The sequence below is a fragment of the Bradyrhizobium sp. WSM1253 genome (assembly GCF_000244935.1).
Taxonomy (GTDB): domain Bacteria; phylum Pseudomonadota; class Alphaproteobacteria; order Rhizobiales; family Xanthobacteraceae; genus Bradyrhizobium; species Bradyrhizobium canariense.
The window spans coordinates 1,219,342-1,239,823 of record NZ_JH600073.1 but is presented as its reverse complement, the minus strand read 5'-3'; the positions used below and the strand labels follow the sequence as shown (position 1 = coordinate 1,239,823).

Annotated in this window: 13 protein-coding genes and 2 pseudogenes; 8 read left to right on the top strand and 7 right to left on the bottom strand. The window is 58.1% G+C overall.

Features of this window, described 5'->3' with window-relative positions; genetic code table 11:
* Positions 1 to 97: 97 nt before the first annotated feature.
* From galE to BRA1253DRAFT_RS07845, 3 genes are all read right to left on the bottom strand, one after another.
* Positions 98 to 1,153: a UDP-glucose 4-epimerase GalE gene (gene galE / locus BRA1253DRAFT_RS41230; protein ID WP_157158707.1), complete on the bottom strand. Its 1,056-nt coding sequence runs from the start codon at positions 1,151 to 1,153 to the stop codon at positions 98 to 100.
* A gap of 317 nt (positions 1,154 to 1,470) precedes the next feature.
* Positions 1,471 to 2,694, bottom strand: coding sequence for a glycosyltransferase family 4 protein (locus BRA1253DRAFT_RS07850; protein ID WP_157158562.1), 1,224 nt, complete (start codon positions 2,692 to 2,694; stop codon positions 1,471 to 1,473).
* Positions 2,695 to 2,709: 15 nt separating this feature from the next.
* A complete protein-coding gene (locus BRA1253DRAFT_RS07845; protein ID WP_007592837.1) occupies positions 2,710 to 4,116 on the bottom strand; it encodes a nucleotide sugar dehydrogenase in 1,407 nt (468 codons plus the stop codon).
* A gap of 669 nt (positions 4,117 to 4,785) precedes the next feature.
* Between BRA1253DRAFT_RS07845 and BRA1253DRAFT_RS07840 the strand changes: the two genes are divergently transcribed.
* The gene (locus tag BRA1253DRAFT_RS07840; protein WP_035992988.1) at positions 4,786 to 5,952 is read left to right on the top strand and encodes an O-antigen ligase; all 1,167 of its coding nucleotides are present in this window, start codon (positions 4,786 to 4,788) and stop codon (positions 5,950 to 5,952) included.
* A gap of 121 nt (positions 5,953 to 6,073) precedes the next feature.
* On the opposite strand, the pseudogene BRA1253DRAFT_RS07835 reads toward BRA1253DRAFT_RS07840, so the two are convergent.
* Positions 6,074 to 6,375: pseudogene (locus BRA1253DRAFT_RS07835) on the bottom strand (transposase); the annotation flags it as partial.
* A gap of 3 nt (positions 6,376 to 6,378) precedes the next feature.
* Complete coding sequence (locus BRA1253DRAFT_RS07830; RefSeq protein ID WP_007592831.1) at positions 6,379 to 7,338, bottom strand: hypothetical protein; 960 nt, start codon at positions 7,336 to 7,338, stop codon at positions 6,379 to 6,381.
* A 313-nt stretch (positions 7,339 to 7,651) separates the two neighbouring features.
* Here BRA1253DRAFT_RS07830 and BRA1253DRAFT_RS41225 point away from each other — a divergent pair.
* Positions 7,652 to 8,788, top strand: a pseudogene (locus BRA1253DRAFT_RS41225) (IS3 family transposase).
* A gap of 429 nt (positions 8,789 to 9,217) precedes the next feature.
* Here BRA1253DRAFT_RS41225 and BRA1253DRAFT_RS07815 read toward each other — a convergent pair.
* Positions 9,218 to 9,760, bottom strand: a complete 543-nt coding sequence (locus BRA1253DRAFT_RS07815) for a hypothetical protein (protein WP_007592828.1) — start codon at positions 9,758 to 9,760, stop codon at positions 9,218 to 9,220.
* A 482-nt stretch (positions 9,761 to 10,242) separates the two neighbouring features.
* Here BRA1253DRAFT_RS07815 and BRA1253DRAFT_RS07810 point away from each other — a divergent pair, with 482 nt between their 5' ends.
* From BRA1253DRAFT_RS07810 to BRA1253DRAFT_RS07780, 6 genes are all read left to right on the top strand, one after another.
* Positions 10,243 to 11,280 carry a glycosyltransferase family 2 protein gene (locus BRA1253DRAFT_RS07810; protein ID WP_007592827.1) on the top strand — a complete coding sequence of 346 codons (1,038 nt, stop codon included), beginning with the start codon at positions 10,243 to 10,245 and terminating at the stop codon, positions 11,278 to 11,280.
* Between the two features lie 527 nt (positions 11,281 to 11,807).
* Positions 11,808 to 14,231, top strand: coding sequence for an Ig-like domain-containing protein (locus BRA1253DRAFT_RS07805; protein WP_007592826.1), 2,424 nt, complete (start codon positions 11,808 to 11,810; stop codon positions 14,229 to 14,231).
* A 323-nt stretch (positions 14,232 to 14,554) separates the two neighbouring features.
* Positions 14,555 to 16,258, top strand: coding sequence for a type I secretion system permease/ATPase (locus BRA1253DRAFT_RS07800; RefSeq protein WP_007592825.1), 1,704 nt, complete (start codon positions 14,555 to 14,557; stop codon positions 16,256 to 16,258).
* A complete protein-coding gene (locus tag BRA1253DRAFT_RS07795; RefSeq protein ID WP_007592824.1) occupies positions 16,255 to 17,568 on the top strand; it encodes an HlyD family type I secretion periplasmic adaptor subunit in 1,314 nt (437 codons plus the stop codon). Before BRA1253DRAFT_RS07800 ends, BRA1253DRAFT_RS07795 begins: the two co-directional genes overlap by 4 nt.
* Before the next feature lie 820 nt (positions 17,569 to 18,388).
* Positions 18,389 to 18,994: a transglutaminase-like cysteine peptidase gene (locus BRA1253DRAFT_RS07785; RefSeq protein ID WP_007592823.1), complete on the top strand. Its 606-nt coding sequence runs from the start codon at positions 18,389 to 18,391 to the stop codon at positions 18,992 to 18,994.
* A gap of 645 nt (positions 18,995 to 19,639) precedes the next feature.
* A complete protein-coding gene (locus BRA1253DRAFT_RS07780; RefSeq protein WP_157158560.1) occupies positions 19,640 to 20,056 on the top strand; it encodes a hypothetical protein in 417 nt (138 codons plus the stop codon).
* A 218-nt stretch (positions 20,057 to 20,274) separates the two neighbouring features.
* On the opposite strand, the gene BRA1253DRAFT_RS07775 is transcribed toward BRA1253DRAFT_RS07780, so the two are convergent.
* Positions 20,275 to 20,482, bottom strand: a 208-nt coding sequence (locus BRA1253DRAFT_RS07775) for a transposase domain-containing protein (protein WP_007592818.1), incomplete at its 5' end; no start/stop codon positions are given.

Genomic DNA, 20,482 nt, shown 5'->3' with positions numbered 1-20,482 from the left:
TTCCCGTTGGGTCACTCATCCCGACGTGTGAAGATTGCCCTGATCTATGTTTCGTTTGAAAGTTGAAAAAGACAAAAGGCCCGGAACGCCGGGTCACTTACATCTTACGGTTGTATGCCCCCCCCAGGGGTCGATCCGTTGCGTCGGGCGTGTTCACCGAGTCGCTATCGGGTAAGCGGCTCGCTCTTGCCAGTTCTAATTCCCACTGGTACGCATGTCGTACAATTGTTGATAGTTCATCATAGCGGGGGAGCCAACCAAATGATCTAAGCCGATCACTGTTTGCGACTACCGATGCCAAATCCCCAGCTCGACGCGGGGCTAACCTAACCTCAAAATCAATTTCAGTTACTGCCTTAACGACATCAACAACCTCTCTCACCGAATAACCTCGACTATATCCGCAATTTACGGTGAAGCTCTCAGCTCCTCCTTGCAAACGACTAAGAGCCAGGACATGAGCGTTCGCTAAGTCTGCAACATGGATGTAGTCTCTGACAGCAAATCCATCGGGCGTCGGGTAGTCATTTCCAAAGATTTCCATGCAAGGTCTTTTCCCAAGAGCTGTTTCAAGTGCTACCTTAATGAGATGAGTAGCAGTTTTCGTTGATTGACCATTTAGGCCCTTTGGATCAGCGCCGGCCACGTTGAAGTAGCGCAGAATTCCATAACGCATGTTGTACGCTGCTCCCACATCCTTGATCATGCACTCGGCCATGTACTTTGACCGGCCATATGGCGATTGGGGATCAGCCTTCTGGTCTTCCGAAACAAGCGATTCTGAGCTTTCGTAAACCGCCGCGGTGGAAGAAAAAATGAAATTCCTGACGTTCTCGCTTACTGCTGCTGCGAGAAGCGTCTGCGTCTTCACAGCATTCGTTAGGTAATAGCCAAGCGGGTCGCGAAATGAATCCGGAACAACAGTCTTTGCCGCAAAATGTAAAATAGAAGTTACCTTGTTTGTCCTGACCACTCGACAAACCAGGTCAAGGTCCCCTGCGTCGCCTAGAATAAGTCTAGCGGGGTCTGGGACGGACCAGCGGAAGCCCGTAGAAAGGTCGTCGAGAACAATAACTTGATGTCCCGCATCCAGGAGGGCGAGAACTGTGTGGCCCCCAATGTACCCGGCCCCACCTGTGACCAGACACGTCAACTTAGATTGCGGATTAAGCGGGCTCGTTTTTGATCCTTCCATACGGGATTCCCATTCTAGGCTGAATTTGCTTGTGGAAAAAGATCGTGGCCCGCTCGGGCGCCGTGACCTGGATCTATGCTCTCCATAACGAGTAAAGCGCTCATCGACGTGATCGAAAAATGCCGTTCTGCGTTTCACTCCGCCCAACGGACCTTAAATCCTCGGGGTACCTCGTCCTGCTCGCGGCGCTCGAACAAGGACATCGCGAGATGATTTGGATTGATACCGACATCATCCTCACTATGCCCGTGGAAAAGCTTTTCTGCGCGCTCTCCCTACCTGAAAAGAGAATCGTAGGCTGCCATCAATTTCGGCTCTTCATGCTCCCACGACAGCTCGTCGCGCACACGCTTGCGTCCGTACATGCCCATCTCGCGGCGACGATCTGGGTCGTTAATGAGTTCAAGGATCTTCTCACCAAAATCGGCCGTGTCGGTGTTACTCGCATAGAGAGAAGCAGACCGGGCCGACACCCGCCCTTCGACTAGATCGAACTGCACGATCGGCTTGCCGAGAGCCATATACTCCATGATTTTGTTCATGGTCGACATGTCGTTCATCGCGTTGGGGCGGTCCGGATTGACGCAGACGTCTGCTGTCGAAAGCACCGTGAAGAGCGTCGTGTCGTCGATCCTGCCGGTAAAAGTGACAAATTCCGAAAGTCCCATCTGCGCACACGTGTGTTTGAGCTGCTTCAGACTCGGTCCCGCGCCCATAATGACGAACTGGATATCGGTGCGTTGGCGTGCGGACGTGATGTGTCTGACCGCCTCTAGTAGAAGGTCGATGCCTTCCTGCTCCCCGATCACGCCAACGTAGGCGACCAGATGCGATCGGCCGTTGCGCCAAGTCTCATCGGGAGCGAGTTCACGCACGCGCGCCAGGTTTGGCCCTGAGCGGACGACGAACACGCGATCGGACTTCATCTTGCCGCGCTGGACGGCGACTTCGGCGTAGGACCTGTTGGTGGCAATGGATATGTCAGCCAAGCTGAAAGTCATTCGCTCGAGAAAGACAAGCACCTTCCAGATTGGTCCGCGATGTCCAAATTTTGCCTCGAAGAGCTCGGGGTTCAAATCGTGATGGTCAAATACAAACTTCTTGCCGAAAAGGTATTTGTAGAACGCACCGACCAGGAAAATAAGATCTGGCGGATTGCAGGCGTGAATCACATCGAAACCTCGCCGCCAAAACACCTTGAGCGAATAGGCGAACTCCCACCATAGCGCGCTGCCGTATTCGGCAAGGTAGCCAAGCTTGCCGCTGGCTTCGATTGGCAGCGGATGGCGGTGAACTTCGATGCCGTCAATCGTTTCGAACGGAGCTTCTGCGAACGGACCACGCGGACAGATCACTGCCACTTCGTAGCCGGCTCTGTGCAATGCTTGGGCCTCGGCCCAGACTCGGCGATCGAACGGAACGGGGAGATTTTCAACAATGATCAGGATTCTTCGCCGGCGCATGCTGCGCGTTGCGTCAACTACCGAAGCCAACGTCATAATCCATCCCCCGACTTACCAGCAAATACCGCGATATTCGCTTCCGGTCGGCTTTTCCGGCGCGATGCGAACAAGATCGATGATTATTTTGTCGTGACCTTTCAAAACCGATGAGTTCTTCAGAAACTCCTTACGGTTTCCTACGACGAGAACCTCGGCAAAGGAGGCGAGGTCGCTCATTTTCTCTCGAAGCAGACAAGCAATGTGCGGCAGGCGGCTCGTCAGATGATCCCTGTTGACCCCCGTGAGACGAGAAAGGCGAACGTTCGAGTCATAGATCGCGAGCTGATAACCGCGACCAATCAATCTTTCGGCAATCTCAAGCATCGGACTGTAGCGCAGATCGTCGGTGTCCGGCTTGAAGCTCAGCCCGATGAGTCCAATACGCCGTTTTCCGGTCGCGGCAACAAGTCGGAAAGCGCTTCGAATTTGGTTCTCATTCGCCTGCAGCACGGCATCGAGCAACGGCGTGTCAAGGTCGGCGTTTCTTCCAGCGTAGCGCAAAGCGCTCACGTCCTTTGGCAAGCAGGACCCGCCAAATGCAAACCCCGGTTTGAGGTATGCTGGGGAGATATTTAACTTCTTGTCGGCGACTAGGACGTTCATAACTTCGTGGCTGTCGACGCCCATCGCCTTGCAAAGCAATCCCATCTCATTCGCGAAGCTGATTTTCGTCGCATGCCAGGCGTTGTTTGCATATTTGACTGCCTCGGCGCCGCGAATTGATAAGATGCGAGGCGTTGCCGTAAATTTCGCGTGAAGTTGCAGGAGCCGCCGAAGCGTTAGCGGATCGTTGTCAACGCCGATAACGATAGTTCCTGGATCGTCGTAGTCGGCTATAGCAGTTCCTTCCCGCAGGAATTCGGGAAGATAGGCGACTCCGAAATCTTGATAGGCTCTTTTGCCGGACGTCCGCTCCAGGATAGGTATGACTATATTTTCCATCGTGCCCGGCAGCATCGTTGAGCGCATTACGACGGAATGAAAGTTCGTACTTTTCCGAATACTTTCTCCAATCTCCTGCGCTACCCGGCTCACGAATGACGTTTCCAGTGATCCATTATCCTGCGAGGGTGTTCCGACGCAGACCAATGAAATGTCGGTTGACGAGACAGCGGCCAAGGAATCGGTGGTTGCCTTCAGGCGACCGGCGCGAACAACGGAACGGATACGTTCAGCGAGCTTCGGCTCGACGATTGGTGGCAGCCCTCGGTTCAGAAGGTCGACCTTGTCCTGATTGACATCGACCGCCACGACGTCGTGCCCGTCTCGTGCGAGACAGGCTGCTGAAACTGTGCCGACATAACCGATTCCGAAGACGCAAATCCTGAACTTGGCACTGTCCAGGCGAGTCTTTTCGTTCTTTTCTAAGGTCGAACTGTCCCAGGCCGAACGGAACCGACTGCCAACGAATGTGTCCATCCATGATCTCTTGGAATTCAAAAACGCGCTGACGAAATTTAATTGCTGATTATTATAGTTAAATATAAATCTGATATCAACTGGAATTTAATGATGTTAAATATTGGGACCGGCCGTTTTGGCGGGCTCGGAGCTGAGCGGCGCCGGCCTCCCTCGATAGTCTCTACGGCGTGATTCTGGGCTGGCTTCGCAGAATTTGCGTTTTTGCGGCGATTCAACCCGCGACATTGATTTTCTTTGGTGGCGAGCGAAAGATCATGGTTTATTTAAATGGATTGGCGGGGCGGGCTTCTTGTTCTCCGGCCCGCGGATTATTTATAATGAAATTAAATATGGTGCTGCTCTGAGATTCGCGTTATGTCGTAGTCGCATAACGCCTCCCACTAGCGGACGGGCCGGATGGAAAGCATTGCAACAAGGACATCGCGCGATGTGGGAGGCTCGCTAGCTTTCGAAGGCGGGCGAGCCGCGGCGGTGCGGTCAACTCGGAGCCCCAAGACCTCCCCGCTCATTCCAATCTTTGTTTTCGCCCTGGCTATGCCGATCCATTTCTACCTCGGTCCGACACGCTTGTCGCCCTACCGGCTAGTGCTAGTATTGACCTTCATTCCGTGTCTGGTGGCGTGGTTATCTGGATCCGTCGGGCGAATACGGCTACCGGACATTTTGATGCTTTTGGCGGCGACATGGGGCGCAGTGATCTTGGTGAGCACGCGCGGCGTTGACGAAGGTCTGCAATCCGCAGGTATATTCGTCATAGAGACGCTGGGAACGTTCCTTTTCGCAAAGCGCTACATTCGAGATGTCTTCTCGTTCCAGCGCATGGTGAGCGCTTTGGTGCTTATGGTCCTTTTTCTTCTGCCGTTCGCTATCTACGAGAATGTCACCGGCTCGCCGATCTTGATTGAATTGTTCGGGAAGATATTTTCCGTTTACGGTATCGCTGACAGTGAACCAAGATTCGGGCTTAGACGAGCTCAGGGCCCATTCGAACACTTCATTCTATTTGGTGTCGTTTGTTCAAGTGTATTCGCCTTGAGCTTTTATGTATTTGGCTCGACGCGCCGGGGAGGGCGATTAGCTACGGGTTGTGTGGCAATGGCGGTACTCTCCTCACTTTCCGCCGGTGCTTTCCTATCGGTTGCTGTCCAGACGATCTTGATCGTTTGGGACAAGGTCACTGCAAGCGTGGCGCGACGTTGGGGAATATTGGCCGCAGTTGTCATTGCTGCCTACATTGTCGTGTCTTTCAGCTCCAATCGCAGCCCTTTCATTGTCTTTATTTCTTACCTGACCCTCAACACAGACAACGCCTACATCCGTGTGATCATCTGGAACTACGGGATGCAATCCGTGATGCAGCACCCGATCTTTGGACTTGGCTTCGGTGATTGGGACCGTCCAGATTGGCTGGGTGGCAGCATGGATAATTTCTGGTTGGTCACTGCCGTGCGCTACGGTATCCCCGGCTTTTTGTTCACCGCCGGCGGTTGTCTTTCGGTTTGCTTCGGTCTGGGACGGCTCAGAAACGTCTCATTTCAGGTGGCCCAATGCCGAAAGGGTCTCATTATCACCGTTTGCGGACTAGCCTTCGCCGCTTGCACGGTCCATTTGTGGGATGCTCCTTACGTCCTGTTCATCTTTCTGCTCGGCAGCGGCATGTGGATGTTTGAGCAGCCCAATTCACCCGCTCTGTTCGCCGCACACAACGCTCAATCCCATTCGCCGCGCAGCGTGTGGGGAGGTTCGGAAGCGCGCAGCAACGGGCCGGATGATCCTGCCAGCTGGCCTGGGCGCATGGCTACGAGACGACGTCGGCTCACAAGGAAAGCATGACGGGTGCTCTCGCCACCACAGTTCGCTCGGACCATCCAAGTCGATCAAGACGAATTTCGAGGATGTAGCGCCAAGCGGGCCGCTCAGCAGTCTTTCTGAAGAGCAGTCGCTCCCTTTGATTCTAAGGCGGCCGCACCACGGTGGAGGCGGTGGCAGCGAAGATAAAGGTACATGCGACGCGGTCACGGCCACGGAAGCTGGTCTTGTCTTGCCCGGCGACCGTCTTGATCCAGCCGAATGCCTCCTCGATCCGCTTGCGGATGCGCTGACTGACGGCATAGCTGCCGTGCCGGGTCGTTCGCCCGTCAATCGCAGAACTACGGCGGGTTGTGTTCTGTGCAACATGCGGCGTCACGTTCATCGAGCGCATTCGTTGACAAAGTCTTGTGCATCGTAGGCTTTATCGGCGCCCAGCGTGATCGCCTATCAAGGGTTTACGGCAGGCGCGGGAAATGCAGATCGCGGCCGCGGGATGAGCGCTCCGAGGACGAGTTTATCGCCCTGCCAACTCGCCCAGCGTACGTTGTCCCATTGCGCGATGTTGATGCGCCGTCCCTTTACCACGTCGAACAGGTACGCCCCGTAGCGGAAGGAACCACGCACGAAGTAGACATTCTTCAGGCTCACTGAGGAGCCGCCATCTGCCGGGATACGGAGTCCGTAAGTGCCGCCCTCGAACAGCACGTTCTCCAAGACGTGTGAGCCTCGCCAGTCGTCCGCCGACCAGTAACCCGCGGTCGTGGGTCCAGCCACCTTGAACGTCGAGTTCTTCACCGTGACCGCGCCCGTGGAACCTGGGCCGTAGCACTGTAATCCGTCCGCGTGGTCATCGTCGACCCCTGTGGCCGCGACATAGACCCACGTCAGATTGATGTTGCCGCTGATGCAGCGAACACCCTCTCGTGACTGAATGCGAACCCGCGTGAGGCTACAGGAGCCCTTGCAGGTAATCGTCGGCTCCCCGGAGTTCTCGATGATCGACAAGTCCGTCAGGGACGAATCCGACGACAACGCGATACGATCCGTGCGACTCGTGACGTTGGCATAGACAGGATCGTTGAATCCCAGCGGAACGTCGGCCGAGCTCGCTGGGTCTGGTGTGCGGTGGGGCGTAGTGTCGGGCGTCGGGCTAGGAACGACCTCTACACGTTTCGCTGCGGTTATTCCGTCGCCGCTGCGGCGCATCTCGAACGCTTGCCCTGGAGCTCCCAAGGCATGATCATTGCACGCTTCCTGCCGCTTATCAGCCCGTGTGTGGATCGAGAGTACCGCGCCCGAGGAGTCACCGCACGTCCACTCCGCGGACTCAATCCGCGTCGAGGTGACTGTTGGTTGGGCAATAACTACCCCTGCCGACAACAGGGCCAGCGCCACCAAGTAGCGCATGGAAGCTCCTAACGCCTATTTTCTCTCTGCGCATAGCCATCTTACCGAAAATCTCACAGCGGACAAGCGGCGCCGAGATGACGACGCGTTATAACAAGGATGGCTGATGATCCGGCCGCTATTGAGGCCTGTTTGTCGGAGTTTTCTGAAGGCGTATCAACTCCCGCCGGAGGAGATCATCCTTGATATTGATGCCAACGACGATGCGTTGCATGGGCACAAGTTCAGAGCCGGCTCCGCAAATCTGAACAGGGCGATAAGTGGAGTTTCTGCCTGACGGCGGGCAAGATTGTCCCGCGAATCAGGAGAGACGATGACGAGACGCGCACGCCGGAACCACACACCGGCCTTCAAGGCGAAAGTGGCGCTTGCCGCGGTCAAGGGTGACCGGACACTGGCTCAGTTGGCGGAGCAATTCGACGTTCATCCCAATCAGATCACATTGTGGAAAGCGCAACTTGAAGGCGGGCTGCCGATGTGTTCGGTCCGGGCGGCAGCAGTGCCGCGGCGGCGTTACCCGCCATCGATGTGAAGTCGCTGCACGCCAAGATCGGAGAGCTGACGCTGGAGAATGATTTTTTAGAGGGCGCGCTCACCAAGGCGGGATTGCTGAGCGCAAAGCGATGATCGACCGTGAGCACGATCTGTCGATCACCAAGCAGGCGGAAGTTTTGAAGATCAGCCGTGGCAGCGTTTATTACCTGCCGCGTCCGGTATCGCCTGAAGACCTCGCGATCATGCAACAGCTCGACCGGCTGCATCTGGAGTTTCCTTTCGCCGGTTCGCGTATGTTGCGAGGCCTGCTGGCTGCCGAGGGGTGCAAGATCGGCCGCCGGCATGTCAAGACGCTGATGCGGCGGATGTGGGATAGAGGCGCTGTACCGCCGTCCGCGCACCACCAAACCTGAGCCCGGGCATAAGATCTATCCATATCTGCTGCGCAGCATGGAGATCACACGCCCGAACCAGGTATGGGCAAAGGATATCACCTACATCCCGATGGCGCGTGGTTCGTGTACCTCGCGGTCGTACTGGACTGGGCGACCCGCCGGGTTTTGTCGTGGCGGCTGTCGATCACGATGGAGGCGGCATTCTGCATCGCGACACTGGAGGACGCTTTGGCGCGTCACGGCAAGCCCGAGATCTTCAACACCGACCAGGGCTCGCAGTTCACCGGCACGGCCTTCACCGGCGCGCTCGCCAGCAACGGCATAGCGATCAGCATGGACGGCAAGGGCGCTTGGCGGGACAATGTGTTCGTCGAGCGGCTATGGCGCAGCGTCAAATACGAGGAGGTCTACCTGCGGGCCTACGACAGCGTGTCCGACGCCCGCGCCTCGACGGCCGATACCTCGACTTTTACAATGGCCGACGTCCACACTCGAGCCTCGAAGGCGGCACGCCAGATCAAGCCTACTTCAACCCGCTGCCAATCCGCATGGCGGCCTAACCCCGGCAGAGGCTCCACTTATCGGCGCGGAGATTCTGTTCAGACAACCGGGACCAGCTCATTCTTCCCCGGCTACTGCGATTGCTATTGCTATTTGTCGCAGTAGGTGTCCTGCGGGCAGCCATCGGTTGGCCGTCAAGCTGCGGCCGGCGAAATTGCCGCCAGCAGAGCCGGAGGTGCTGGCGCACGCGCCAATCATTCTGCACGCCGACTTAGGCTTCGCCCGAGACGTCCTGATGTCGAGGTGTGAGGTCGATAGGGTCGGCTCCATGCCCGCTCCAAGGGCATGATCGCGAACGTCCCTGACTTGTCGAGGTAGGTGACGTTGGCAACCGCGTCGCCGTTCGGGAGCAAGTTGATCTCGGAGCCGAACGTGGCAAATCTCGCCCGTTCCGGCGACCCGTTTCTCCGTTACCATGTTCTCGTCGGTCAGTTCGCCGACGAGACCTTGAACATCAGCGTGATGCGCAAGAACGGACACAGGCGCGAGATGCCTCGCGCCACATGCGGGATCGAACCGGGAAATCTCACAAGTCGATTCGGCTTGGGGTACACTGCGCACAGCAGATCATCGCCGCGTTCATTGAAGAACAACGTCTCGCCCGCCCAGTCCGGGTGCCAATGCAGATGTGGGTAATACAGCAACGTGTAATGCTCGGCCACCATCGAGTCCTTGTGCACGCCGCCCTCGGCACCGAATGGATAACCATTAGCGTAGCAGCGCACCAGCCGCGACCCGCGGCGCGCTTTCTGCCACATTGCGTCAACCATTGGATACTGGCTCAACTCCTGCTCGGCCTGCGTATGCCGATCAAGCCCAGCGGTCGGCACCTCCCAGAACCCGGCGAAGTGCTTGAACCAGTAACGGCTGGCGTCGTTGCCCATATGTGAACGCGCGCCGTAGCCCCAGCCGGGGCCCTGCAAGAACTCATACATCTGCTCTTGCTCAGCATTATTCAGATAGTCGTCCATCACTTCCACATCTGCGGCGCTGTACTGGCGCGGACTAGCCCGCGCTGGGGATTGTATTGCCTTTGATGTCCCTGACATTGTTCCAACTGGATGCCATTAATCGTATCTTGCAGCCCGATGAACGCATCGCCCGAGTTTAGAGCGACGTCGTAGCTTGAAACACCGTCTCAAAGGCGCCGCAACGAGTAAAACCATTTGTCCGACAATTGGGGTTGTCCATGGGCCGAAACAAGATGAATATGTGGCCAAGTTGCTGAGCGCATTTTCACTCGTCTCAGGAGGTGGCCATAAACAGCGACTCGAGGCTCCTGATCAGATCGCGTTCCTCCGATGCAATGGAGCTCGAACAAAAGCGCCGCCTTCGCAGTGCCCTTTGCCCAGCTGAACGTGCGTTAGTGGAAGGACGCATCGAACGTGCGCAGGCCTTAACATGGGCTCGGTCGCTCGTCAGCGTCGACATCAAATGAGAAGGGGTTTCGGCTATGTCGACCGCTAACATCAAGCTTGCCGTCATTATCGTGTCATACTGCAACGCCGAGGATGTAGATCGTTGCTTGAAGTCGCTCGCGCGTTCGGATTGGGATCACTTTGAGGTCTTCATTTGCGAAAATGGCGGGGAAGCAGCCTACCGGGGATTGCTGGCTGCCCTCGTAGGACCGGACAGAACGTTGCAACGAAGTTCGGATGCGTCGGATACTCTTGACCAGCCACAGAAGCGACTGGCCGCAGTGGCAAAATGCCGGTTTCAAGATCGCACGAATGCTGTCCGAGTTGGGCTCGCCGTCGAGAACCTCGGTTACGGTGGCGGTGTCAACACCTGGCTCGAGCCGTTGCTTGCCGTCCCCGGTTGGGGTGCAGTGCTTGTCCTCAATCCTGATACCGAAGTGGATAGCCGCAGCCTGTCTGAATTGATTGCCAAGTCTGCTGAGGGATTCGGCATGGTGGGCGGAAGCCTGGTCTTCGACAACACCCCCGATAAGATCATCAACTACGGACTGCATTGGTCTCGAACGACAGGCCGTGTTGTTGCCGTAGGAAGAAATGCGCCGATTGGTAGTGCCCCCTCCGTCGAAGATCTTGGCCGGATCGATGCGGTAAGTGGAGCGTGCGTTCTGGTAACGCGGGCGTTCGTCGAAGACGTCGGTCTCATGGCTGAGGACTATTTCCTTTACATGGAAGATCTGGATTGGGGACGGCGGCGCGGAAAGCACCGCATCGGCTTCGCGAGCAAAGCCATCATTCGCCACATTGGCGGAACGACCATCGGATCTGCTGTTGCTCCCGAGAAACGCTCGCATCTCTCGATTTATCTGTCTGCCCGTAACGGAATTCTCTATGCGCGGCGCTTTGCCGGATGGCGCTGGATCTGCCATTTCGGAGTCGGCCTGTTGTTCGCAGCGCGATATATGCTCAAAGGTTCCGTGCCGGCCGCAAGAGTTGCTTTCTTGGGTTTGCTGGACGGCGCAAAAGGCAAGACAGGGCGGCCTGATGCGATGCCCGGCGCGCAAGAGCTCGGTTGATCGGGGCGCCGATCCCGCCGAGGTCCCAACGGACGCACCAGATTTTGCCCCGCCGGCCGGTGGCGTTCGGCGAGTTGACTACTCGGCAATATTGAAAATCGCGTTTAGTTCATCGATTATATTTTGTCTGGTTCGCTGGGATTGTCGTCGCAATATCATTAATTGTCGGTTGAAAGGGCGAAGACGCTCTTGTCGAGCAATCATCTCGCGACGGGAGGGCTCGGGCGGCCCAGTATTCCTAGGTATAGGTTGATATTCTTGGCGTAGCTATTGAAGCCGAGTTGATGCTTGAGTTAATTAAAGAATCCCGGATGTATTGAATTCGTGGGCGGTGAGAATTTGGTTAGGTTGGCTGGGAATTACCTTGGGTGGGCCGTCGTGTCGTCGCAAAAAAGCCTCCGCCTGTCGTGAAGACGAACCCAACGGCGCTGCGCTAGCAGAGTCGCACTTGGGGTATCGCCGCTCGGGAAAAGTTAAATTGGGCGCGTGCCACCGACAACCAATCGAAGTTATCAGGAGAAAATTGAATGGCAGCCATTCCTCTGAGCTGGAATGACCCGATGTTTGCGGGGGTTACTAATTCGAGCAGCGTCACACTCGGAAATGGCGGAACGGTTTCGAACTTAAGCATCACCGACACCGGTCCCGTGGCGTCCGTGTATGGCGCTGGCGGCCCGTTCTCCATGGATACGGTCCGTATCAATTCAGAGGAAGGTGTGCGCATTGCGAGTGGCGGAAATATAAACATCAACAATTCGTATATTGAAACGACGGGCATAAGCGGCGATCACGCTGATGGTATTCAGTGCTACAATCCCGGCGGCGTCGGGAATGTGACCGTCACAAATACGGCGATTGTGTCCCACGACCAAAATGCAACCGCTGGATTTTGGAGTGCAGACGATTATGCTGGAACGTTCACTTTCAACAATGTGATGTTCGAAGGTGGTCCATATGGTTTGCGTATCAACGCGGATACAGGAAACGACTACATCGCCCTCAAAGATGTGTATTTTGTGGGGCCATTTGCGGGGGGGCCGTTTCTCTTTGGGGAGTTTGGGGGGGCCATACACATCACTCAGTGGGACAATGTCCGCTACGCAACAATCGTGAATGGTCAACTCGTTCCGGGCGCTCTGATCCCACCTCCTCAACCGGTGGAAGGCGGTGCATCGACCACGCCGAGCGCGCCGGCCACGCCCACCGCTGCGGCTGCACCCACTATCGCCTCGTTCTCGACCGATAGCGGCACCGCAGGGGACAAGGTCACCAACGACAATACCATCGAGCTCAAGGGTGCCGCTGCTGCCGGCAGTACCGTCAAAATCTACGACGGTGCGACCCAAATCGGTTCGACGACTACGAACTCGAGCGGCAATTGGGACTACATCACAAATGTCCTGACTGACGCCAAGCATACGCTCACCGCAACGGCGACCAACTCGTCGGGGCAGACCAGCGCGGCATCGTCTGCGCTGGCAGTCACCGTCGACACCAAAGCGCCGACCGCGCCGACCATTGCCAGCCATACGGTGAACAGCGCCAATCAGGCGGTGATGTCGGGCAATGCCGAAGCGAGCAGCGTCGTAAAGGTGTTCGACGGCACGACCCAGATTGGGACCGCAACGACCAACAGCAGCGGCGTGTGGGCCTATACCACCGCCGCCCTTGCGGCCGGTTCGCACAGCCTCACCGCGAAGGCAATGGACGTGGCGGGTAATACCAGTGTGGCGTCCACCGTGGTAACGGCCAGCACCGGTACCTCGACATCCCCCACTACACCGACGTCCCCCACCACGCCAACATCGCCAACTGCTGGCACGGTGATTGAGTCGGCCGGTGCGACACGTCTCGTGGAGAGTGGTGACAAATACTACCTCAACAGCAGCGCCGGGACGGGCCCGTCCCTGAAGTCTCACGGCGTGGATTTTGTCGACGGGTCAGATGGCACCTGGGCGCCGATTGGTGCCGAGAAGACGGCCACGGGCTATGAGGTTGTCTGGAAAGAGGCGAGCACGGGTCAGTACACGGCGTGGAACACCGACAGCAACGGCAACTACGTCTCCCATGTCAGCAGCCTGACCGGCTCCACGTCGGGCGGCTCGGTGTCGGGGACGAACTCGGGCCTTAAGTCGCTCGAGACGACCTTCCACCAGGATCTGAACGGTGACGGGCAGATCGGTGCTACCAGTTCGACCACACCGACGTCGCCAACGCCAACTGCTGGCACGGTAATCGAGTCGGCTGGTGCAACACGTCTCGTTGAGAGTGGCGACAAATACTACCTCAACAGCAGCACGGGGACAGGCCCCTCGCTGAAGTATCACGGCCTGGATTTCGTTGATGGGTCAGATGGCACCTGGGCTCCCATTGCTGCGGAAAAGGTGGCGACGGGCTATCAGGTCATCTGGAAGGAAGCGAGCACCGGCCAGTACACGGCGTGGAACACCGACAACAACGGCAACTACGTTTCCCACGTAAGCAGCCTGACCGGCTCCACGTCGGGCGGCACCGTGTCGGGTACGAACTCCGGCCTTAAATCGCTCGAGACGAGCTTCCATCAGGATCTCAACGGCGATGGGCAGGTCGGTACGTCGAGCGTTGCTACGTCGTCCACGAGCACCACTTCCCTCGCTGCGACTTCGAGCTCGACGAGCAGCAACGTACAGACGAGCACGTCAGGAAATGACGCCTTCGTTGGCACCACCAAGGCCGACACGTTCTCGTTTGCTGCGAATTTCGGCAACGATGTCATCAAGGACTTCACTGCCAGCGGACCTGCTCACGACACGATCCAGTTCAGCAAGAGCGTGTTCGACAGCTTTGCGAGTGTTCTTTCCCATGCGACCCAATCGGGTCAGGACGTCGTCATCGCGACGGGGGGCGACACGCTCACGCTGAAGAACATGAAGGTTGGTTCGTTGACCAGCCAGGACTTCCACTTCGCGTAAGGTGCGGGCATCCACACCGAGTAGTACTCAACAACTGCCTTGGGGATCTCTTCGGGATCTTCCGATAAAGGCATGGTTCAAGGGCGGCTACCATGATTGACTTTGGACGGCGGGGGGGCTTCCCCCCGCCCGCGAATCTCATTCGAATTCCACTTCTTCACATATCAGCGCTCTGGGCGGCTGGACGACAGTGGGCGGATGACGCCGAACTGCGGACGCCGCGATTGATCGGCTGGGCGAAGCGCCCGGTCGAGGCCCTGCGGCAACGGATATTCGCTGGTCGATCCCGGCCAGCGGCGGACTATGACGAGCCGCATTCAGAGATGTCGGCTTTCTTACGGTCTTGCCGCCGGATTTTCTGGGCTCTCGCCGCCTTCAGCGGCATGAGCAATCTGCTTATGCTCACCGGCTCGTTCTTCATGCTGCAAGTCTATGATCGGGTGCTGCCCGGGCGCAGCATACCGACGCTAATCGCCTTGATGGTTCTGGCTACGGTTCTTTACCTGTTCCAGGGCGGGCTCGATCTCGTCAGGAGCAGGATCAGCTCCCGGGTCGGCCGGTATTTCGATGAAAGGCTCAGCATTCGCATATTCGACGCGCTTGTTCGCCTGCCTTTGAAGACCAGAGCGGATGGCGATGGCTTGCAGCCGGTGCGGGATCTCGATCAGGTCCGCAGCTTCCTGTCGAGTGGAGGGCCGACGGCGCTCTTCGATCTCCCCTGGATGCCGATCTATCTCGGCATCTGCTTCCTCTTTCACTTCTGGATTGGCGTCACTGCGCTGGCCGGCGCGCTGGTCCTAGTCGGCATTACGATACTTACGGAAACACGTACGCGAGGGCCGGCGAAGGCATCCTCGCGCCTCGCCGTCTCGCGGACCGCACTGGCGCTCGAAGGGCGGCGAAATGCCGAGGTCCTGCAGGCGATGGGCATGCGGCAACAGGCGGGCTTACGTTGGCGGGATGTCAACGCGAAGTACCTCGCGGCCCATGAGCAGGCAAGCGATGTCGCAAACGGACTCGGTGGTGCCTCCAAGCTCTTCCGGGCGATCTTGCAATCGCTGGTTCTTGCCGTGGGCGCCGTCCTCGTTATCAATCAGGAATCCACAGCCGGCATCATCATTGCCGGATCGATCCTCACCGCGCGGGCACTGGCGCCCGTCGAAATGGCCATCGCGAACTGGAAAGGATTCGTCGCCGCGCGGCAATCGGGGCAAAGGCTTGATCGCTTGCTGAAGCTTCTGCCTCGCGAGGAGGAGCGGTTGGCATTGCCTGCACCCGTTGAAACCCTCACTGCCGAGCACCTCTATATTGGCGCCCCGAACTCGGAGAGGCCCACCGTCAGTGAAGTGTCGTTCCAGCTGCGGAGCGGGCAAGCCGTTGGAATCATCGGTCCGAGCGGGTCCGGCAAATCGACGTTGGCACGCGCGCTGGTGGGAGTGTGGCCGTGCATTCGAGGCAGGATCCGGCTCGACAACGCTTCGCTCGATCACTGGTCTTCGGACGCCCTCGGCAAGCACATCGGTTATCTGCCTCAGGACGTCGAATTGTTCGACGGCAGCATTGCAATGAACATTGCACGGTTCGATCTGCAGGCAACGGCCGCCGCAGTTCTGGAAGCTTCGCATGCCGCGGGCGCACACGATCTCATCCTCTCGCTTCCAGACGGCTACGGCACGAAGATCGGCGAAGGAGGGTTAGCGCTGTCGGCAGGGCAGCGGCAGCGTATCGGGCTCGCGCGCGCCTTTTACGGCAAGCCGTTCCTGGTCGTACTTGATGAACCCTCTTCCAATCTCGATGCCGAGGGCGAGGACGCCTTGACCGAGGCGATCTTGAACGTGCGCCGTCGAGGCGGAATTGTTGCCGTTGTTGCGCATCGTCCGAAGGCGTTGGAAGGTGTGGACCATGTCTTGTGCCTCGGGGAAGGCAAGGTGCAGTCCTTCGGCAAGAGAGAGGAGGTCCTCAAGAGGGTGTTGCGAAATCCCACACCGCTCAAGGTCGTCGCGGAAGCTCAAGGAGGTGGCCGATGAATGGCCAGGTGACGCCGGCAATGCAATCCATTCAGCGTTACATGATCGTGGGTATGATCATGTTTGGTTTGGTAACCTTTGGGGTCGGCGGCTGGGCGACAACGACCCAACTGTCGGGCGCGGTGATCGCTCAAGGCGTGGTCGTGGTGGATTCGAGCGTCAAGAAAGTTCAGCACTCCACTGGCGGGATCGTGGGAGAGTTGCGCGTGCGGGAGGGCGCGCGGGTTAATGCAGGGGATGTTTTGATCCGCCTCGACGAGACGCAGACGCTCGCGAATGCCACCATCGTCACCAACAGCCTTGATGAGCTGTTCGCGCGGCAGGCGCGTCTGGAGGCCGAGCGCGATGGCGCCGAGCAGGCCATCTTTCCCAAGGTGCTGCTCGACCGGGCCAAGGAGAGCAACTCCGAGGCGAGCCGTGCAATCACTGCGGAGCGAAAGCTGTTCGAGCTGCGTCGTCAGGCGCGGAGCGGCCAAAAAGCGCAGTTGCAGGAGAAAAGCGCGCAGCTGGAGAACGAGATCAAAGGCCTTACGGGGCAGACCGAGGCCAAGCAGAAGGAAGTCGAATTTATCCGGCAAGAGCTGGAGGGCGTGCGCAGTCTCTGGCAGAAAAATCTGGTGCCGATCACGCGGCTCAATTCCCTCGAGCGCGATTCCGCCCGCCTCGAAGGCGAGCGCAGCCAGCTGGCTGGAATGATTGCTCAGTCGAAGGGCAAGATCGCCGAAATCGGGCTCCAGATCATTCAGATCGACCAGGACCTGCGGACGGAAGTGGGCAAGGATCTGATCGAAACGCGATCGAAGCTCTCCGAGCTGAGCGAGCGCAAGACTGCGGCGGTCGATCAATTGAATCGGATCGATATCAGGGCACCGCAAACCGGCCGGGTCCACGAGCTGAGCGTCCACACGGTTGGAGGTGTGATCTCTCCCGGCGAGCAGATCATGCTGATCGTGCCCGATGCGGACTCGCTTGCGGTCGAGGTCAAGATCGCACCGCGCGATATCGACCAGGTCTATATGGGGCAGACCGCGACAATGCGCTTCGCGGCGTTCAACCAGAAGACCACGCCCGAAATCGACGGAGAGGTCAGCATGGTCTCGGCAGACATCACCCAGGATCAGCGTGCCGGCACGAGCTACTACACGGGCCGTGTCCTGCTGAAGCCGGAAGAGCTGGCGAAACTCGGGTCGGCCAAGCTACTGCCCGGCATGCCGGTCGAGGTCTTCATCAAGACGGCAGGTCGGACCGCGTTGTCCTATCTGCTCAAGCCGCTGCAGGATCAGGCGGGGCGTGCATTCAAGGAGCGCTGACTCTTCTGCATGCATTCGGGACCGGCGCTCTATCCCTGGGCGTCGGCGTTGCGACCAGCCTCTGAAAGCACGGCTGGGCGGCCGCACGCATCGGCGGCGGGCGTGTCTGGTCGACGAAAGCGCGTCACGAGCCGGGACGGAGTCTGCGGTCTGGTTCTGGTGATGTCAGATCGCGGCAACAAATTAGGTGGGGCGAACGTCGTGAGGTTGCCCCACCTCCTGATCAACCGCAGTAGAACGCGCGGCCTTCGACGGATCGACCGTGACGGATGCCTGTTGCCCACGGGCAAGACGACTGAGCGCTCGAACGAGCCTCCGCTCCGCACGTCCATTCGCCGGGCGTGCAGGGTCATCGCCGCCACGAAGACAAGTATCGCGGCTTCGGCCCCCAGAATGACGAGCAGCTCATCCGGCATCTGAAATCTGTCCTATCCGAGGAAGTAGTATTTGAAGATTTTGCCTCGGTGAAGGTTTGGCCTCGGTGAGTAATTAAATCAACGGCTGTAATTATATTTTAATATAAAATGCTGGGCCGATTCCGGCTGCGCAAGGCGCGCGTCTGCGCCGCGCGTGCCCTTCCGTCGGACGCCCGAGCCAATCAGGATGTCTCGATCCATTCATCCATCCTTCGACAGGACCCGCCGGCGTCACCTCCGGCTCGCTGCGCGCGCCTTTGGCGTCGATTTAATTGTGGAATATTTATTGTGGTTTAAATTACATTATATTAGCATTAAATAATATAATTTAACCGGCGGTCATTCCCACCGCGCGGAGCGGTGAAGCCGCGCCTTGGTTTGGCGTTCGCTGGGGGATCGGGCAGATGCAACGAACCTCGGGACCGGTCGTGGCGGCAGCCATAGCCATCGTGATCGGAGGCGCTCAGTGCGGGCGAGCGGCGTTGTTGACTGTGCCAGGGGCTCCGCAGGCGGCTCTTGCACACATCGAGTTGGGACGTCCGACGCTCGCGCCCTTCAGTTATACGGTGTTTTGCCAGCGCTATGAGACCGAGTGTCGCCCGCGGCGCTTCTTCCGCGGCGGGCCGGTGCGGTTGATTGAGAAGCGATGGGCGGACCTGCGGGAAATCAATCGCACGGTCAATTCGGCGATAGCGCCGGTTCGCAACGAGCTCGGACTCGCTGGCGAGACCTGGATCATCAACCCCGCTGGCGGCGATTGCAATGATTACGCAGTCAGCAAGCGCCACGAGCTGCTTCAGCGGGGCTGGCCGGCGCGGGTCCTGCTATTGAGCGAAGTCGTGGTCGGCTCCGGAGAGCACCATTTGGTGCTTCTCGTGCGTACCAGGAGCGGCGATGTGGTTCTCGACAATCTCACCCCGCAGATCAAGCCGTGGTGGCGGACGCCCTATCGCTGGGTTCGGGTCCAGAGCCCCGGCAGGGACAGGCTGTGGGCCGTGGTTGGGCGGTAGGGGCATGAGCTCGAAATCAATGAATTTAGATTGCGGCGCGGCACGCTTGTACGAGTTAAAGCGTTAGGGAGAATCAAATGGAGTTCCGAGGATCCAGTGAGGTAGAGGCTGAGGGATTGCGAAGGGTGTGGCTGATTCCACCGTCGGGAAAGGATGTGGTTCCACACTTCGACTTTCTCGATCAAACGCGATCCAAAGGAAAACCTCATCGGCGCGGACAATGGCACTATCCGGTGGTGTGGTATGCCACGTGGGTCGTGCTGCTTTTGCTATTTCCAGTACTGACCTACGGGATGGCATTTTGGCGGCTTCCTGCCCAGTCGCTTCCATTTGGCTGTCTTGTGGCGTCTTTCGTCCTAAGCGCCGCATGTACTCTCTTTATTAGCCCCTCATCACCGGGGCGGGGATTGGGCGGGACAATCGCGTCCACAATGGCGATTTTTGGTGTGGTCTTCTTGGGGTTTGTCCTCACCAGAACCGATTATTCCCGCGCCATCACGCTCGGGATTTTCACGTCTGCCCTGGTGCTCGTCCCCGCCCCACTTCGTAGGAACTGCGGCACTGCACCAAGCTCTGGCGCTTGGCGGCCTGCTGGCAGCGGCGGCCGCGGGGTTGTTCGCATTGCGGGTTACACCCGAGATAGCGGTGCATAATACCTTAATCAAGGCTGAGTTCTACAATTTGGACGTTCACACTTATTCGAACGCGTTTCCAAAATCTGCGGTGCGCGGCGGCGCACTGGCCCGGATCGGCGATCGTTATCTTCTCGTGAGCGGAGACGGCCATCTCCATGTCTTCTCCTGGGAAGCGGTCGACCACATGACCGTCCACACGCTGCCGTATCTGGTACCGATCAACGGCGAGGCGTTTTCCGCGGCTGCAGGCCGTCCATGGGCAGACCGCTCCGACTGGGTGCCTCAAGAGACCCAGAGCAGAGAGGCCGGACACGAGATTCTTAATCCTGAGTGGTTCCGAACGTATGACCTGCTGGTTCAGGAGGTCGGCGCCAGTACACGCATTTTCGTCTCGCACGCTTACTGGCATGTTGGTCAGGAATGTTGAACCGAACGCATCTCCGTCCTCGAGGCGAACCGCGCGGCATTACTTCGCGGCGGATCTGTCTCCGGATGGAGAACTCTATATGAGACCTCACCTTGCCTGCCAACGCGCGGCGAACACCGCCGCCGCGGGATTCCTTTTGTCGGTTATTTTGGTGGGGGCCGGATGGCTCTCCTAAATCCGGAAACGCTGCTGTTGACCGTAAGCGCTTAGCCGCAACCCTATTGAGGCTGGCTTGACGTTTTGCGGAATCGCCACGGCATGAGGTCTTTGATGCGGCTATGGGGATGGCCGTCGATGATCGTCTCGAGTGTTTCGGCGATGTAGGCGGCCGGGTTGACGTCGTTGAGCTTGCAGGTGGCGACGATCGAGGCGAGCAAGGCCCAGTTTTCGGCTCCGACCTCATGACCGGCGAAGAGCGCTATTTTT

What these genes read in the sequence shown, in the direction of transcription:
- BRA1253DRAFT_RS07840 (WP_035992988.1), top strand. Translation starts at nt 4,786, where the DNA reads ATGCTTTTGGCGGCGACATGGGGCGCAGTGATCTTGGTGAGCACGCGC.
- BRA1253DRAFT_RS07815 (WP_007592828.1), bottom strand. Translation starts at nt 9,760, where the DNA reads ATGGACGACTATCTGAATAATGCTGAGCAAGAGCAGATGTATGAGTTC.
- BRA1253DRAFT_RS07830 (WP_007592831.1), bottom strand. Translation starts at nt 7,338, where the DNA reads ATGCGCTACTTGGTGGCGCTGGCCCTGTTGTCGGCAGGGGTAGTTATT.
- BRA1253DRAFT_RS07795 (WP_007592824.1), top strand. Translation starts at nt 16,255, where the DNA reads ATGAATGGCCAGGTGACGCCGGCAATGCAATCCATTCAGCGTTACATG.
- BRA1253DRAFT_RS07785 (WP_007592823.1), top strand. Translation starts at nt 18,389, where the DNA reads ATGCAACGAACCTCGGGACCGGTCGTGGCGGCAGCCATAGCCATCGTG.
- BRA1253DRAFT_RS07845 (WP_007592837.1), bottom strand. Translation starts at nt 4,116, where the DNA reads ATGGACACATTCGTTGGCAGTCGGTTCCGTTCGGCCTGGGACAGTTCG.
- BRA1253DRAFT_RS07850 (WP_157158562.1), bottom strand. Translation starts at nt 2,694, where the DNA reads ATGACGTTGGCTTCGGTAGTTGACGCAACGCGCAGCATGCGCCGGCGA.
- BRA1253DRAFT_RS07800 (WP_007592825.1), top strand. Translation starts at nt 14,555, where the DNA reads ATGTCGGCTTTCTTACGGTCTTGCCGCCGGATTTTCTGGGCTCTCGCC.
- BRA1253DRAFT_RS07805 (WP_007592826.1), top strand. Translation starts at nt 11,808, where the DNA reads ATGGCAGCCATTCCTCTGAGCTGGAATGACCCGATGTTTGCGGGGGTT.
- BRA1253DRAFT_RS07810 (WP_007592827.1), top strand. Translation starts at nt 10,243, where the DNA reads ATGTCGACCGCTAACATCAAGCTTGCCGTCATTATCGTGTCATACTGC.